The sequence below is a fragment of the Polaribacter cellanae genome (assembly GCF_017569185.1).
In the GTDB taxonomy this organism is placed as follows: domain Bacteria; phylum Bacteroidota; class Bacteroidia; order Flavobacteriales; family Flavobacteriaceae; genus Polaribacter; species Polaribacter cellanae.
In genome coordinates this window covers 1,514,356-1,530,791 of sequence record NZ_CP071869.1, presented here as the reverse complement: position 1 = coordinate 1,530,791, position 16,436 = coordinate 1,514,356, and the positions used below count along the sequence as shown (strand labels likewise).

Genomic DNA, 16,436 nt, shown 5'->3' with positions numbered 1-16,436 from the left:
TTTTTAATAGTTAGTAATGGAGGCACCCAAGAACGAACAATTTAGAGATAGTATTGCTACTGTAGATTCAGAAGGAAAACGTTCTTGGGTATTTCCCAAAAAACCAAGTGGAAAATTCTATAAATATAGAAGCTACGTAAGTTATTTTCTATTGGCTTTTTTGCTGTCTGCACCATTTATTAAAATTAATGGAAACCAGTTTTTGCTGTTTAATATTTTAGAAAGAAAATTCAATATCTTTAGCTTTCCATTTTGGCCACAAGACTTTTATTTATTAGTAGTTTCGATGATTGTTGGTGTAGTTTTTGTAATACTCTTTACAGTTGTTTTTGGACGTATTTTCTGTGGATGGATTTGTCCACAAACCATTTTTTTAGAAATGGTTTTCAGAAAAATAGAATATTTAATTGAAGGAGATAGAGGAAAACAAATACGATTAAGCAAACAACCTTGGAATGCAAATAAAATTAAAAAGAAAATTTTAAAGTGGTTTATTTTCTTTGTAATTTCATTTATAATTGCAAACGTCTTTTTAGCCTATTTAATTGGTGGAGATACTGTTATAGAATATATTACAGGAAACCCTTTAGATAATATTAGCACACTAATTTCATTAACAATTTTTACCTGTGTTTTCTATTTTATTTTTGCTTGGTTTAGAGAGCAAGTATGTATTATTGCTTGTCCTTATGGTCGTTTACAAGGTGTTTTGTTAGACAATAAAACCATAAATGTTACCTACGATTACAAAAGAGGAGAAAGAGAAACAGGAAGAGCAAAATTTAAGAAAAACGAAGATAGAGAAGCTGTTGGAAAAGGAGATTGTATCGACTGTAAACAATGTGTAGTTGTATGCCCAACAGGAATAGATATTAGAAATGGAACACAATTAGAGTGTGTAAACTGTACAGCTTGTATCGATGAATGTGACCATATTATGGAAAGCATTAATTTACCAAAAGGCTTAATTAGATACGCAAGTGAAGATAATATTGCAAAGAAAAAATCTTTTGAGTTTACTACAAGAATGAAAGGGTACTCTGCAGTCTTATTTATTTTAACAGGAATTTTAATAGGAATGTTATTTTTAAGAAACGATGTAGAAACGAATATATTAAGATTACCAGGACAATTATATCAACAAAAAGAAAATAATATTATTAGCAATGTTTATACATATAAAGTAATAAACAAAACAAGCGAAGATATTAAAGATGTTAGTTATAAATTATTATCACACAAAGGAACAATTAAACTAGTTTCCAATCATAATTTTATTGTACCAAAACAAGGTTTAGCAGAAGGAACTTTATTTATAGAACTAAATGCAGCTGCCTTAAAAAGCGATAAAGATAAAATTGAAATTGGTGTTTATAGTGGCGATAAATTAATTGAAACAACCAGAACGAACTTTTTAGGGCCAAGAAGTTATAAATAGTTGAGAGTTTGAAGCGTGAAGTAGGAAGTTTGGAGGTAGTGAGTTATTAATGTCATTTCGACGATAGGAGAAACTTCAAAGACATTAACTATAAAAGTATAAAATATGAAATTTAATTGGGGAACAGGTATTGTGATTGCGATTGTGGCTTTTATTAGCTTTATTTTGTATTTCGTTATTACCATGAGTACAGATAAATCTTTTACACACGATTTGGTAACAGATAAATATTATCAAAAAGAATTAAAGTTTCAAGATGAAATTGATGCACAACAAAATGCATCATCATTAAAAGAAAATATAAAAGTTACGAAAGTAAAAGAAGGTTTAAAAGTGGAGTTTCCAGAAGCTTTTATTCCCAAAGATATTCAAGGAAAAGTGTTCCTGTATAGACCATCTAATAAACATTTAGATTTTGAAATACCTATTTCAATCTCTAAAACATATTTGCTCGTGCCTGAGAAACGTTTAGTAGATGGTCGTTGGAACATGACTGTTTCATGGAAATACAAAAATAAGGAGTATTTATTTAAGAAAGAACTGATGTACTAATGTTTTTATCGGCACTAATTTTTGGGTTATTGGGTAGTTTCCATTGCATTGGTATGTGTGGCCCCATCGCTTTTATGTTGCCAGTAGATAGACAAAAACCAGTTAAAAGATTCTTTCAAATTTTAAGTTACCATTTAGGTAGATTGTTTACTTACAGCTTAATAGGGTTGTTGTTTGGCTTCTTAGGAAAAGGTTTTTTCTTCTTTGGTTTTCAACAACAATTATCGATAATTGCAGGAATAAGTATGATTTTATTTATACTATTCCCAAGAATTTTTAAAAGAATAAATTTTTCATCAAAAATAAGTAAAGTTATTTTTAAGGTAAAAAATGCGTTAGGAAAAGAATTAAAGAAAAAAGGAAACGATACCTTTTTTACGATCGGTTTTTTAAATGGCTTTTTACCTTGTGGATTGGTTTACATGGCTGTTTTTGGGGCTTTGGCAACTACAAATGCTTTCTCAGGAAGTTTATATATGTTTTTATTTGGTGTAGGCACAATTCCTTTAATGACAGCTGTTGTTTATTTGGGAAATTTCACAAAAGGAACTTTTAGAAGAAAAATACAAAAAGCAATTCCTATTGTAGTTGTTTTTATTGGTGCTTTATTTATTTTAAGAGGTTTAGGTTTGGGAATACCTTATGTTTCTCCAGCTCCAGTTTTAGAAGTTGTATCTACAAACAGTGCTTGTCACTAAAAATTTTTATTTATATTATCGTTTTAAATAAAAATAGTATAAACGATAATAATTCGATTTCTCGCCAATTTTTTATCAATAAAATAAATAGGTTGTGTCATTTTTTTATAAATTAAGAAAATTACCTATTGATTTGGTCTGCATTATAAAATACCTTTGAATCGTACAGTTAATATATATTAATTTTTTACTAATCCCCCAAATTCGTATATGTAAAATTAAAATGCATCTACAAATTGATAAAATTTAATTATTATGAAAAAAAACCACTTACTAATTGTAACGCTTTTACTTACATTTTCTTTAAATGCACAAGAACTAGCAATGGTTACTCCAATTGAATTTAATGAAAATAATACAGCCGGTATTTCCTATGATGAAATTACTCCTTTATTAGAAGAAACAACTTATACTTATAAGTATAAAGGTAAAAAAGTTATAGTTGTTTTTACAAAAGACGAACATATAGAATATTTCGAAAATAAAAAGTATTTTATTAAATCGAATATTAAGTGGACTTCTAATAGGGAATGCTATATGACATTAAAAGAGTCTAATTTGCCTAATTTCCCATTTAGAAAGGGAGCAAAATTACACATGAAAATAAAGAAAGTAAAACGAGGATATATATTCTATGAATCTACCTTGGGAGGATATACTTGGGAAGGAAAAATGAAAAAATTATAGTTCTCTATTTCGTTTTCTAACTTTTAATTTACTGTATAATAACCTGTTTGTTTTTTTAAGATAAACAGGTTATTATAATTGAAGTGGTTGCTGTAATTAAATATCTATAATAGAAATTTATTAACCTAAACCTTGCTGTCTTTCATTAAGAAAAGAACACATAAAAATAAATTAATAGAAAATACTCATAAATTAAATTTTAATTAACTTAAAATAAGTGTTTTACCTATTTTTTAAATATAATTTTGAAATAAACTAAATCTATATTTAATTATATCAATTCCCCCACAACATGAAAAAAATATTTTTATTTTTCACTTTTTTACTAACGTTTTCTATTTACGGACAAAATAATATAGAAATCTCTCTTCAACAAGATGCAAGGTTACTTTTAATAGGAGATAAAAAAGGAAATGATGCATTAACTGTTAATTTAATGACTAAATTAGAGCTACCAGTTTACAATTTCGAAAAAAGTTATTTGTTAGCTTATCTTTCTTTAGAATATGCAGATTTGGTTGTGAAAAATTATAAACGCTACTCACTTGGAGCAGGATATTCTATAAAAAACGTCTTTGAGAAAATTGGTGCAACTGCATATGCAGATTTTGGAAAAATTTACAGACAATCAGAGGGTTTTTTTAGTTTTGGTTTCAGTGGAGAGCTAAGTTATAGAATTAACGATAAGTTAAAAATTATTTGCACACAGCAATTAACATACAGAAAAGATTTAAAAGTATTATATAACTCTAAAAACGATTATGTAATTAGTGGTTTTATAGGATTAAAATATAGATTATAAACTCTCCTACATAACTTTATTTAACTTAAAAGAGCTAAAACATCCTCGATGCATTTAGCTCTTTTAAATTTACTTTACTATAAACCTGAGTTCGATTTAAGAAATAATACATGACTATATCTTAATACGTTAATAAACAGTGTTTTATACTTTATGTCATTTAGACGATTGTAGAAATCTTATAATTTATAACTACAATTTGTAAGACTCTTCTTCCTGCATCATCGAAATGACATTTATTTTTTAAGAAAAAAATAAGAAACTAGTAATCACTCAGTAGTATATCGAGCTCACTTTGTAAAGGTGTTTTAACAAGCCCATAAAACACAAAAAGCGGAACGAAAAAATAAAACGAAATTCAAAGTGATGAATTATGGCTGACAGTATAATGCTTTAAGATTGCTTAGAAAAATTTTAAAATAACTTTACTTACACATTTTTTGGTTTAGTATCGTTATTGGTTAAGTCTTTTAATATTTTCAATTAACTCATCAAATCCAGTAGATTTATCAAAAAAAGCGAGAGCTCCATACCTTAAACATGTTCTTTTAAGTTCTGTGCTTGTCGAAAAAACAAAAACTTTCTTTTTTATATTTTTTTCTGTAAACCATTTTAAAAGTTCAATACCATTTCCATCAGGTAAACTTAAGTCTAAAGTAACTAAATCGAAGTCATTATCGTTTATAAAGGAAATAGCTTCTTGTAAAGTTTTTGTTAAACGAATGTTTTTAATTCTGGTTACTTTTTTTGTAGCATTCACTATTTCCTTACCTATGTAAGGGTTGTCTTCTATTACTAATAAGTTGTTTAATTTAAATTTCAAATTATTTACAAACGGGGTAGGTTAAAACTAAATAAGTGTAAAAATAAGATTTTTGTATAAAATAATAGATAAGCAATTTACCTATTATACATTGCAAATATTGGTGTTATAAGCTGGTAAGCCCTTGTTTTATAGCGAATTTAGTTAATTCGGGTATTGTGTGTAAATCTATTTTTTTCATAATATTATTTCTATGAACATCGATAGTTTTGGAGCTTAAAAATAATATTTCTCCTATTTGTTTTGAAGAGTTACCTTCTGCAATTAACTGTAAAACTTCTTTTTCTCTTGAACTTAATTTCGATTTTTCAAGAGTGCTTCCATAGTTAAGTAAATTAAGATATTCTTGATTAATGTCTTTTGATAAGTGTTTTTTATTTTGAACTACAGTTGTAATTGCTGTAATTAGCTCTTCAGAGTCACCATCTTTTAATAAATAACCATAAGCACCAGAATTAAACATTCCTTGAATAAATTGTTTAGTGGAATGCATAGAAAGAGCTATTACTTTTATTTCTGAATTTATTTTTAAGATTTGGCTTGTTGCTTCTACTCCATTTAAATCTGGCATTGAAATATCTATTAGAACAACATCTGGCATTAATTTCGAACATATTTTTACAGCTTCTCTTCCATTAGAAGCTTCTCCAATTACTTTCATATTAGATTTCTGCTCTATAATATTTCTTAAACCATCTCTTAACAGTTTATGATCGTCAACCAATACTATTTTTATTTCGTTTGTATGGATCATTTTATTGGGGCATAAAAATTTTAATATTTGTTCCTTTATTAATTTTTGATGATATTGTAAATATACCTTTTATATTTTTTATACGTTCTTGTACAGTAAATAAACCAAAACCAGAACCAGATTGGTTTTTAAACTCATTTAATACAGAGGTGTCGAAACCAAGACCATCATCAACAATAAAAATATTTACTCCTTTTTTTGTTTTTTTAATATTTACTTTTATAAGGGAAGCACTTGCATGCTTTATAGCATTTGTTAATATTTCTTGAATACTTCTATAAAGTATTATAGATTTTAGTTCGCTAATTTTAATTGTAGAAATTGTTGTTTTAAGCCTAAATTCAATTTTATATTTATTTTGCAAATCTTCTAGCAACCAACTTAATGCATCTATAACTCCTAATTGATATAAAATTGGTGGCGAAAGTTCATAAGTAATTTTACGACTGTTTTCTAAAGCATCGGATATGTGAGATTCAATAAATTGTAAATCTTCATTAATATCATTTAATTGCGATTTTTTTTTCAGTTCTTTAATTCTCATTTTCGAGATAACTAAAGATTGGCTTAAATGATCGTGTATGTTAGAAGCAATTGCCTTTTTTTGTTGTTCCTCTATCATTGTAATCTCTGTGGTTAGTTTTTGCAGAGATGTTTGGTATTTTTGAATTTCTTCTTTAGCTAAAACCCACTGTGTAATATCTCTAGCAGAAGTAACTAAGTAATTAATTTTACCATCTTTATAAACAGGAGACGATAAAAATTCTAACCAAATAAAATGGCCATTTTTATGCAATGCTCTAAAAGGGTAAGCTTCTGTAGATGAGATGCTAAACTTTTTTTTCGTCATTACACTTTTTAAAGGTAAAACATCATCTTTATGTACGAAACCAAATGCTTGTTTACCAATAAATTCTTTTTGTTCGTAACCTAATAAGTTTTTTATAGATGGACTTACGTATTTAAAAGTACTGTCTGGTTCTTGTAAACAAATTAAATCATTAGTATTATTAGCTAACAAACTATGCATTTCTTGTGTTTGGGCTATTTTTTCTCTAATTAATTTTTGTTCTGTAATATCTTGGATAACTCCTCTTAAACCAACAGTTTCTTTGTTTTTATTTACTATGGGATATCCAATAGCATTTACCCAAAGTTTTTCTTTTTTGGTATTTTGAAACTTTAGTTCTAAATCGAATTTCGTATTATTCGCAAGGCTATTCTTCATTGCTTCTTCTAGTATTTCTGAAGAACCATCTATAAAATAGTTGTAATTTTTTTCAAAAGGAGGTATTTTACCAACGGGTAATCCGTGAAGTTTAAAAACTTGATTAGACCAACGTCTTTCTTTTGTAATTGAATTAAATTCCCAGGCACCAATTTTAGCTATTTTTCCAGATTCGTTTAAGAGAAATTCACTTCTTTCAATTTCTGAAAGTGCTTTTTTTATCTGATTTTCACTTTTCTTTAAGTTATCTTCTATCGTTTTTTGATGGGTAATGTCATTCATAACAACCAAAGCACCTAGTTTGTTTTTTAATGAATCAAAGAATGAAGCACCATTACAAATAACAAATCTTGGTTTTTGATTTTTTGCTTTAATTATAATCTCAAGATTTACAACTTTTTTTCCATTAAATGCCTGTATAAGGGGCACTTCTTCGGTTTTAAGTACTGTTTTTCCATCGATTTTAAATAAGCCATAACTTTCTGCCCATTTTTCTTGAGGAATTTTCATTACGTCTATTCCATGCCATTCCTTAGCTGCTTTATTGAATAAAACTAATTTACCTTTTTCATTACAAGCAACTATGGCTGCTGGTTGGTTTTCTGTCATTGCAATTGTAAAATCTCTTTGTTTTTTTAATTCAATTTCCGCACTTCTTATTTCTGTAACATCTTCTATAATGGTTAGTATAAATTTTTCGCTTTCGATTTGAATTATTTCTCCAGAAATTTGCCATATTCTATTTTTACCATTTTTTTTAATAAAACTCGCTTCAAACCCCTTTATTTTTCCTTTTTTTAATATTTTTTTTTCGTACTTTTTGTAATCTTTTTTATATTTCCATACACCAATTTCAGATAGTTTTAATCCTTTTAATTCTTTTGAAGTAAACCCTGTAACTTTAAGGGTAGCTCTATTTGTATTTATAATTTTAAAATCACTTAACCTTTTAAGTATAATGGAGTTAGAGCTGTTTTTAAAAACCTTAAAGAACTTGTCTTCACTTTCTCTTAATTTTATTTTGCTTTTGTACTTTTTAGAAATATCTTGTATTACACCTGCTATTTTTAAAATTTCGCCATTTGTGTTGTAAATTATTTTTGCTTTCGAGTGTACTATTTTTGTTTTTTTCTGAATATTAATTTCATATTGAATATCATATTTTTCTCCTTTTTCAATTAGATTAACCATAGCTTGCCTAACAAAATTTTGTTTTGCTATTTTTTTTTCTATATAATCTCTACTAAAATTATTTTTTTCTGGGTCAAGTCCAAAAATTCGAAGTGTTTCATCTGATCCCCATAAAAGACCAGTTTTAATGTTATATTCCCAATTGCCTACTTTGCCCATTTTTTGGGCTCTTATATATCGTTCTTCGTTTTGTTTTAATTGAAGTTGCGCTTTTTTAATTACACTTATATCATCAAAAGTAGTGTAAACTTGATAAGGTTTTTTTTCGCCTTTTCTAAATTGAGGAATTGCATCGATTTTTATCCAACGATATTCATTTTCAGCAATATTAAAAACCCCCATAATTTTATTTAAAACAGGTTTGCCTAATTTTAAAGCCAGCATACTTGGGTGTGTTTCGCCAGGGTAATTAGCACCATCTTCTTGAATAGCTTTCCAAGATGGGTCTAAAGATGTTTTACCTTTCATTTGATCTTCAGTAAGACCTAAGATTTTTAATGCAGCAGGGTTAACATTTGTTATTTCACCTTTAGAATTTTGGTAAGAAACTCCTAGGTTCATTGTTTCAAATAAGGCTTGAAATTCGTTTTGTTTTTCTTTGGGGTGTAGCATTTTTTCGAGGAGGGGTAAGAAGATTTTATAAAATAATATGTTTATATATAAACCAATTTATAGCTAAATTTTAAATGTTAAAAAAAATAATAACTAAATATAGTAAAAATATGACATCATTTTGTAAGATTTGGCTGATTATTTACAGTAATTTAAAGCTTCATATTTTATACCCTCTCAATCGTTAAATAAACAAAGAAGATAGTATCCTTTTATTTAGTAAGTTTTTATTACTTTGTTAAATATTTCTTTTAAGAACAATTTATTCTTTTAAAAATAATATATTTGAAGACCTAAAAAATTATCTAACTTTAATGAAGTTAATTTACACTTGGTTTTGCTTTTTAATTCTCGTTTTATTTACGATAAATAATCAAGCACAGGAGACATTGCCAATTTATACAGATTATTTATCTGACAATGTCTTTTTATTGCATCCATCTGCTGCAGGTATTGGTAATTCAAGTAAATTACGATTAACTGCCAGAAAGCAATGGGCAGGTGTGCCCAATGCTCCAGAATTACAAACCTTAAGTTTTCATTCTAAATTTGGCGAAGAATCGAATGCTGGTTATGGTTTAATTTTATTTAACGACGAAAACGGGTTTCATTCTCAAAAAGGGGTGCAAGGAACTTATGCGTATCATTTACCTATGAGTACTAATAAAATGTTTAAACAACTTTCTTTTGGTTTGGCATTTACTTTTGTTCAAAATCAGTCCGATCAAAGAACATTTACAGGAGACCCTGGAGTTGCAACTATTGTAGAAAGTACAAGTTATTATAATGCAGATTTTAGTGTGGCTTATCATAGAGGAGGCTTAGCCACTTACTTTACTGTTAAAAATTTATTGTTAACAGCAAAAAATAATTTAAACATTCTAGAGCCTGTAGATTTAAGAAACTATATTTTATCTGCTAGTTATTATTTTGGAAAAGAAGAAAACTTTGTACAGTGGGAGCCATCGATTATGCTTCAATATAGAGAAAGTTTAGGGCAAACAATCGCAGATTTTAATGTAAAAGCCTACAAGACATTTTCGAAGTCTCAACTTTGGGTAGCACTATCTTACAGAAGACATTTTGATTCTAATGCCATAGAAAACTCGCAATTTATAAGTCCTATTGTTGGTTTTAACTACAAAAATTTAATGTTTTCTTATACTTATACAAATCAATTAAATGATATTGTTTTGTCTAACTCTGGGTTTCATCAAATTACTTTAGGAATTAATTTATGGACCAGGAAGCCAAGAGCTGCAGCTTGCCCTAATATTAATTCGAACTATGGAAGTTTCTAAAAGTTTTTTTCGATAATACTTGTGTTTTCTCTTTCTGAAATCAATTGTTCTAAAACTTTTTTATTCTTATTAATATACAAAGTGTGTTTTGCTATATTTTTATTAGAATTTAATAAATGAAACTTTGTTAAAATAGTTTTTGTTTGTTTGGCAACTGCTTCTCCAGAATCGATAATATTTATTTTATCGCCAACAATTTCTCTAATTTGAGGAATAAGGTATGGATAATGGGTGCAGCCTAATACTAAAGAATCTATGTTTTTTTTTAATAATGGATTTAAATAAGAGTTTAAAAGTGAAGTCATTTCTTTGGAATGTAATTTTCCATTTTCAATTAGTTCTACCAAACCTTTTCCAATAATTTCTTCGATATAAATATTTTTTCTAAAGCTACTGGAAGTTTTTTCAAACAAAGAACTATTTAATGTTCCTTTTGTGGCTAAAATGCCAATTGTATTTGTTTTGGTCGTTAATGCTGCAGGTTTAATCGCAGGTTCGATTCCAATAAAAGGAATTGGATACTTTTCTCTTAAAAAATCAATTGCATTAGTGGTAGCTGTATTACAAGCAACAACAATTAGTTTGCAGTTTTGGTTTAATAAAAACTCTGTATTTTTTAGACACAAATCTATAATTTGAGTTTTAGATTTTTCGCCATAAGGTGCATTTATACTATCCGAAAGATAAATAGAATTTTCATTTGGAAGTAAAGAAATTACTTCTTTCCATATAGAAGTACCTCCAACTCCAGAGTCAAAAAAACCAATAGGATGTTTATGAATTTTCATCTATGTAAAAATAGAAAAACCTACTTAAATAAGTAGGTTTTTGTTTATGAATTCTTACACTATATTAAAATCCTGTTCCAGGAGCTTCAGGACTTTGTGCTTGTGCTTTTTGTGGATTTAAAATTATATAGGTTCCAAATGCAGTTAATGCTGCATATTTACCATAATTACTAATTTTTTTAATGGCATCTTTACGAGAAATATATTTACTGTTTTCTGTTTGTTTTTTCATCTTATTTAATTTCTCTTTAATTAATCTATAATTATTTTTCTTGTGTTTGTGCTGTTTGCTGTTTTTAATTTAACAATATACATTCCTGTTGCTAAATTTGGTAATGCAATTGTATTATTTAAATTGCCATCGAAAGTATTGGTAAATACTTGTTTTCCTAAAGTATTGTATAAACTAATGTTCGCTTTTTGCGCATTTAAACCAGTAATTTTTAAATTAGAATTTTTCGTTTTAAAAATAGCTATTTTGTCTAAATTTTCGGTATTTGTGTTTAAAACATTGGAAGTTGTTGTGTGAATGAAAAAACGATTTTCTACGACATTGTTATTAATTGTAGCAGTGTATTTACTATTAGCATTATCTAAACGTGTATAAGCTTTTGTTAATTTATCTTCTAGAAAAACCATGTAACCAGCAGGTAAATTTAAAGAGCTTGCAGTAAAAGTAATTTCCGAATTTTTTGTTGCTTTTACTCCAACAGGAATTACCATGTTTTCGTAGTTCGAAGTTGGTAGTGTTTGGATACCTAACTGCTTTCCATTATTGTTTGACACTAATTCTGTATAAAGACTAAAAGAAGTGCTAAAACCACCAAAAATAGAACTGTCATAACCATTATCGAAACCAGTTGTTTTTCCTTTTACATAATAAATATCTGTTGTTTTCTCTTTTCCATTATTTTTAACAGTTAAAGTAATTTTTTTTTCAATATTATTAGATTTGTTAAATGTACCAGAAGTTTGATGACTCTGCATTGCTTCCGTAAATTTAACTGTACCACCTCCAACTTTAGATTTTATAAAGAAAGCTTGGCCAGGAGCAATATATCTAGCAGTTATTTGGTTTTTTATTTTATAAGAAGTACTTGTTTTATCCCAAACATAAAAAGTTTGTTCTGCAAGTTCTCCTGAATTTACATTTAAAAAGGCATTTGTGGCATCTGCAGCATTATTTGCAGGAATAAAGGAAGGGTATGGATTTCCAACCAAATTAAATGCATTTCCAGTTCCTCCAGGAGGAGAATTATCTGTTATTGGAATTTCTACAAAATCTGTAGCAATAGCTCCTTTAAAACCTAAATTTCCATTTGAAGCATTTTGAATTCCTGTTGTTCCACTTGCTGCATTAGAATCTGGAAGAACAGTATATCCTTTTCCATTTACTAAGTTTATTGTGGCTAAACTATTGTTAACATCTACTTCAGCTTTAGAAAAATAATCCCAGCGTAACATAGGGTCTGTTTGAGAATTATTATATACAGCTATTCCATAATTATTTGTACTTTTTTGTAATTTATTAAAAACGGCAAAATTTCCATCTCCTGTATTCCCATCAATTTTTTCTCCAACAGTTGGAGACGAAACTAAAGTCCAACCAGATGCGTTACCATTATAAGTTTCAGTAAAGTAAAAAAAGCTATTTGCATCTGCAGAAGTATAACTTCCATTTAAAATAACAGAAGCAGCATCAATGGTTTTTGAGGCTGTAATTTTAGATTCTAAATACAAAGAACTACCAGTATTAATCGTTAAGTTTCCAGAGATGGTTAAAGAACCGCTTAAAACGGATAAGCCTTGTGGATCTGAGATTGTTAAATCTCCTGTAGAAGCAGCAATAGATGTAGTTATTTCTGGGTCTGTAGCTAAATTAGGTATAACAGCATTATATCCAAGTGTAGGAACTCCATTATCCCAATTTAAAGGATCATTCCAATTGGTATTTGTTCCAGTCCAATTTGTAGTTTTTACAGAGTAAGAGCCTAGGGTTATAGCATTCGATAATGTTGCACAAGTTGCCCCATCTAATGCATTCGCACCACCATAAGTCCAATTAGAACTCACAAACGTTCCTCCATTTGGTAAAACAAAATCTTTACGTTTTGCATAACTATCTTTATAATTCCAAGTATTATGGGCTGCAGTACCAATATCAGCAGGTATGCCAAAGGAATCTAATATCGTGTTTGTATTATCTGTTACTTGAAATGATTCATCTCCATTGATGGCAGAAAATGCTACGCTTAAAACAGTTCTACCTGGAAAAGCTTCATTAAATGTAATTTCATCACCATTAGTTATTATATAAACAAACTGATTAGAAATAGTACCTAAACCATCTAAAGCTTTTTTTACATATGAAGCAGACCCATTAGAAGATTGTCTTAAATCATATCCTGTGAAATCTACAGTTCCATCGACATAAAGTTCCACAAATCTTGGATCGGAGGCTCCACTTCCAGTATCGCAACCTGCATTTTTTAAAGTTCCATCAACAACAGTTGTAATCACAACAGTTTGGGCATTTAAGTTTGCTATTGCAAAAGAAAATAAAAATAAAAAAGTAAATTTTAATAAGTAGTTTTTCTTCATAATTTATATATTGAGATTCCTAAAGTACTAAAAATTAAGATATAACAACAAATAAAAAATAACTTAACAATAAGATAATATAAAATTATTAGAAGAAAATTAATTCTTACGCCAAAAGAATGGAGTAAATAATATTAATACTGTAAAGAGTTCTAAACGACCAATTAACATTAAAAAAGAACAAAACCATTTTGCAGCATGCGATAAATGTGCAAAATTATCAACAGGACTTACACTACCAATTGCAGGACCAATATTACCTAAAGAAGAAGCAGCAGCTCCTAATGCAGACGTAAAATCTAAACCAAATAAAGTAAGTATTACAGAAGATATAATAAATATTAGCATATAAATTATAAAGAAAGATAGGATGTTAAAAACAATGGTTTGGTTAACAGTTTTATCATCATATCTTACAGGAATTATTGCATTTGGGTGCAACGCTTTTTTAAATTCTAAAAAACTATTCTTTAGCATTATAATATGTCTAACTACTTTAATTCCTCCACTTGTAGAACCTGCAGAGCCTCCTGTAAAAAGTAAAGCAAAGAAAATTCCAGTTGCAAAAAAGTTCCACATTGTAAAATCGGCAGTTACAAAGCCTGTAGTTGTAACAACAGAAGTAACCATAAATAACGAATGTCTAATTGCACTTTCTGTTTCGCCTAAAACTTGTGGATATGCCAAAACAGATTCTAAATTAGGATCTTGAAAAAAGATTATTATTATCGTAATAATTGCACTTACCCCTAAAATACCAAATAAATAATATTTAAATTCTTCACTTTGAAAAACTCGCTGTATTTTTCCCTTTAAAGCAAAATAAGTCAATACAAAATTGGTTCCTGCAATAAACATAAATGCAATTATAATGTATTGTATTAATGGGTTTCCATTGTAAAATGCAACACTATCCGACTTTGTCGAAAAACCACCAGTACTCATAGTAGCCATTGCATGGTTTATGGCGTCAAACCAGGTCATACCAGCAAATTTTAAAAGAAAAAATTCTGTTAATGTAAGTAGTACATAAATTAAATATAATCTTTTTGCAGTATCTGTAATTCTTGGGTGCAATTTATCTGCGGAAGGTCCTGGAGCTTCTGCCATAAATAATTGCATTCCGCCAATTCCTAATAAAGGTAAAATGGCAATCGTTAAAACGATAATTCCCATTCCTCCAATCCAATGTGTTGCACTTCGCCAAAATAAAATTCCTTTCGACATATTGTCTATATCTGTTAATATAGAAGAACCTGTGGTAGAATACCCAGAAATGGTTTCGAAAAAAGCGTTTGTAATACTTGGAATTGCTCCAGATAATAAATAGGGTAACATTCCTGTAAAAGAGAGTGTTAGCCAGCCTAAGGTTACAATTAAATATCCTTCTTTTTTTTGAATATTTGTATTGCTAGGTTTGTTTAAAAAGTAAAAAAGAATTCCAATAAAAACGGTAATAATTCCTGCATTTAAGATGCCCCATTTTTCTGTTTCGTTATAATACATGCTAAAAGGCACAGCTAAAAACATAAACAGTCCATTTAAAATGGCTGTAATTCCTAGAAAGCGATAAATTATTTTTGTGTTTAAAGCGCCCATTTTATTTGAATAGTCCTTCTACAGTACTAATAGCTTCTGGCAAACAAAATACAATTACCTTATCTCCATTTTTAATTTGCATTTCTCCAAAAGACATTAAAGGGTTTCCATCTCTAATAATTCCACCAAAAACGGCTTCTCTAGGAAAGTTTAAGTCTTTAATAGGTTTGTGAGTTACTTTTGCATTTGGTCTTACTTCAAACTCAAAAACTTCTGCATCTATGTTATGTAAATTTGCCAAGGCTAAAATTTCACCTTTACGAATATGTCTAAAAATATTACTTGCTGCAATTAATTTTTTATTAATAAGAGATTCAATGCCAATGGTTTGTGAAATATCGATATAATCCATATTTTCTACCAAAGCAATGGTTTTTTTTACGCCTTTCGATTTTGCCACTAAGCAAGACATAATATTGGTTTCAGAATTTGCTGTAACCGCAATAAAAGCATCTGTTTCTCTAATATTTTCTTCCTCTAATAACTCTAAGTCGGTTCCATCTCCATTAATAATTAGAGCATTGCTTAAATCTTCTGCTAAAATTTCTGCTTTTTCTCTATTTTTTTCAATTAGCTTTACGTTAAAATTATCTTTGCATAAATTTCGAGCTGTTTTTTCTCCAATGCTACTTCCTCCTAAAATAATTACATTTTTTATGTTAAATTGTTTCTTCCCAATAATAGGGTACAAGTCTTTCATACTGTAATTAGGAACAGAAAAATATACCTGATCGTTTATTTGATATTTAGTATCTCCTCTAGGAATAATAGTTTGAGCAACGTTTTCTCTTTTAATAGCGATGGTAATAAAATCGATATTACTAAATTTTTGCTTTGCTTCTTTTACGGACAAATCTACCAAAGGCGATTTATATGTTAACGAAGTTCCCATTACATTAAAAACACCACTCTCAAATTCTACAGTGTCGTTAAAAGAAGATTGATTGAGCAACATTTTAATTTCGTTGGCTGCTAATTCTTGTGGAGAAATCATAAAATCTAATCCGAATTTCGAAAAATCAACTTCACAATTATTTAGAAACTCTGGATTATCTATTCTTGCAATGGTTTTTTTAGCACCTAAAGATTTTCCAATTACAGAGATTGTAAAATTGGTATTTTGGCTTTCGGTAACCGCAATTAATAAATCTGCAGAAGCCACACCAATTTCTTTTAACAATTGTATGGAAGTGGCATCACCTCTTTTTGTAATTACATCTAAATGATTGTTGATGTAATTTAATTTATCACCATCAAAATCTATAATGTAAGTGTCTTGAGATTCGTAAGAAAGTAGTTTTGCTAAATGAAAACCTACATCTCCAGCACCTGCTATAATAATCTTCATATTAAAATTTAGAA

14 protein-coding genes are annotated in these 16,436 nt (G+C 28.5%); 6 read left to right on the top strand and 8 right to left on the bottom strand.

The features are described 5' to 3' along the window. Window positions 1-16 precede the first annotated feature (16 nt). The 5 genes from ccoG (at window position 17) to J3359_RS06950 (ending at window position 4,177) form a co-directional block, all read left to right on the top strand. Window positions 17-1,438 carry a cytochrome c oxidase accessory protein CcoG gene (ccoG, locus tag J3359_RS06970; RefSeq protein WP_208079989.1) on the top strand — a complete coding sequence of 474 codons (1,422 nt, stop codon included), beginning with the start codon at window positions 17-19 and terminating at the stop codon, window positions 1,436-1,438. A 105-nt stretch (window positions 1,439-1,543) separates the two neighbouring features. After that, complete coding sequence (locus J3359_RS06965) at window positions 1,544-1,990, top strand: FixH family protein (protein ID WP_208079988.1); 447 nt, start codon at window positions 1,544-1,546, stop codon at window positions 1,988-1,990. Beyond that, on the top strand, window positions 1,990-2,688 hold the full coding sequence (locus J3359_RS06960) for a sulfite exporter TauE/SafE family protein (protein WP_208079987.1): 699 nt from the start codon (window positions 1,990-1,992) through the stop codon (window positions 2,686-2,688). Before J3359_RS06965 ends, J3359_RS06960 begins: the two co-directional genes overlap by 1 nt. A 255-nt stretch (window positions 2,689-2,943) precedes the next feature. Further along, complete coding sequence (locus J3359_RS06955) at window positions 2,944-3,375, top strand: hypothetical protein (RefSeq protein ID WP_208079986.1); 432 nt, start codon at window positions 2,944-2,946, stop codon at window positions 3,373-3,375. A gap of 292 nt (window positions 3,376-3,667) precedes the next feature. Beyond that, window positions 3,668-4,177 (top strand): hypothetical protein, encoded by a 510-nt coding sequence (locus J3359_RS06950; protein ID WP_208079985.1) that lies wholly within the window; start codon window positions 3,668-3,670, stop codon window positions 4,175-4,177. 454 nt (window positions 4,178-4,631) lie between these two features. Here the strand turns inward: J3359_RS06950 and J3359_RS06945 are convergent, their stop codons facing one another. The 3 genes from J3359_RS06945 to J3359_RS06935 form a co-directional block, all read right to left on the bottom strand. After that, complete coding sequence (locus tag J3359_RS06945; protein WP_208079984.1) at window positions 4,632-5,000, bottom strand: response regulator; 369 nt, start codon at window positions 4,998-5,000, stop codon at window positions 4,632-4,634. Window positions 5,001-5,106: 106 nt separating this feature from the next. Continuing rightward, window positions 5,107-5,754: a response regulator gene (locus J3359_RS06940; RefSeq protein WP_208079983.1), complete on the bottom strand. Its 648-nt coding sequence runs from the start codon at window positions 5,752-5,754 to the stop codon at window positions 5,107-5,109. Between the two features lies 1 nt (window position 5,755). Next, window positions 5,756-8,785, bottom strand: a complete 3,030-nt coding sequence (locus J3359_RS06935) for a sensor histidine kinase (RefSeq protein ID WP_208079982.1) — start codon at window positions 8,783-8,785, stop codon at window positions 5,756-5,758. Between the two features lie 314 nt (window positions 8,786-9,099). On the opposite strand from J3359_RS06935, the gene J3359_RS06930 reads away from it, so the two are divergent. Further along, window positions 9,100-10,086: a PorP/SprF family type IX secretion system membrane protein gene (locus J3359_RS06930; protein ID WP_208079981.1), complete on the top strand. Its 987-nt coding sequence runs from the start codon at window positions 9,100-9,102 to the stop codon at window positions 10,084-10,086. Here J3359_RS06930 and murI read toward each other — a convergent pair. The 5 genes from murI to trkA all read right to left on the bottom strand — a co-directional run bounded on the left by murI (window position 10,083) and on the right by trkA (window position 16,422). Continuing rightward, a complete protein-coding gene (gene murI, locus J3359_RS06925) occupies window positions 10,083-10,874 on the bottom strand; it encodes a glutamate racemase (RefSeq protein WP_208079980.1) in 792 nt (263 codons plus the stop codon). The two genes, J3359_RS06930 and murI, sit on opposite strands and share 4 nt — an antisense overlap. 64 nt (window positions 10,875-10,938) lie before the next feature. Further along, window positions 10,939-11,106, bottom strand: a complete 168-nt coding sequence (locus J3359_RS06920) for a hypothetical protein (protein ID WP_208079979.1) — start codon at window positions 11,104-11,106, stop codon at window positions 10,939-10,941. A 20-nt stretch (window positions 11,107-11,126) separates the two neighbouring features. Then, window positions 11,127-13,475 (bottom strand): T9SS type A sorting domain-containing protein, encoded by a 2,349-nt coding sequence (locus J3359_RS06915; RefSeq protein WP_208079978.1) that lies wholly within the window; start codon window positions 13,473-13,475, stop codon window positions 11,127-11,129. 99 nt (window positions 13,476-13,574) lie between these two features. Next, on the bottom strand, window positions 13,575-15,074 hold the full coding sequence (locus tag J3359_RS06910; protein ID WP_208079977.1) for a TrkH family potassium uptake protein: 1,500 nt from the start codon (window positions 15,072-15,074) through the stop codon (window positions 13,575-13,577). Window position 15,075: 1 nt separating this feature from the next. Beyond that, on the bottom strand, window positions 15,076-16,422 hold the full coding sequence (gene trkA, locus J3359_RS06905; protein WP_208079976.1) for a Trk system potassium transporter TrkA: 1,347 nt from the start codon (window positions 16,420-16,422) through the stop codon (window positions 15,076-15,078). Between the last annotated feature and the right edge of the window lie 14 nt (window positions 16,423-16,436).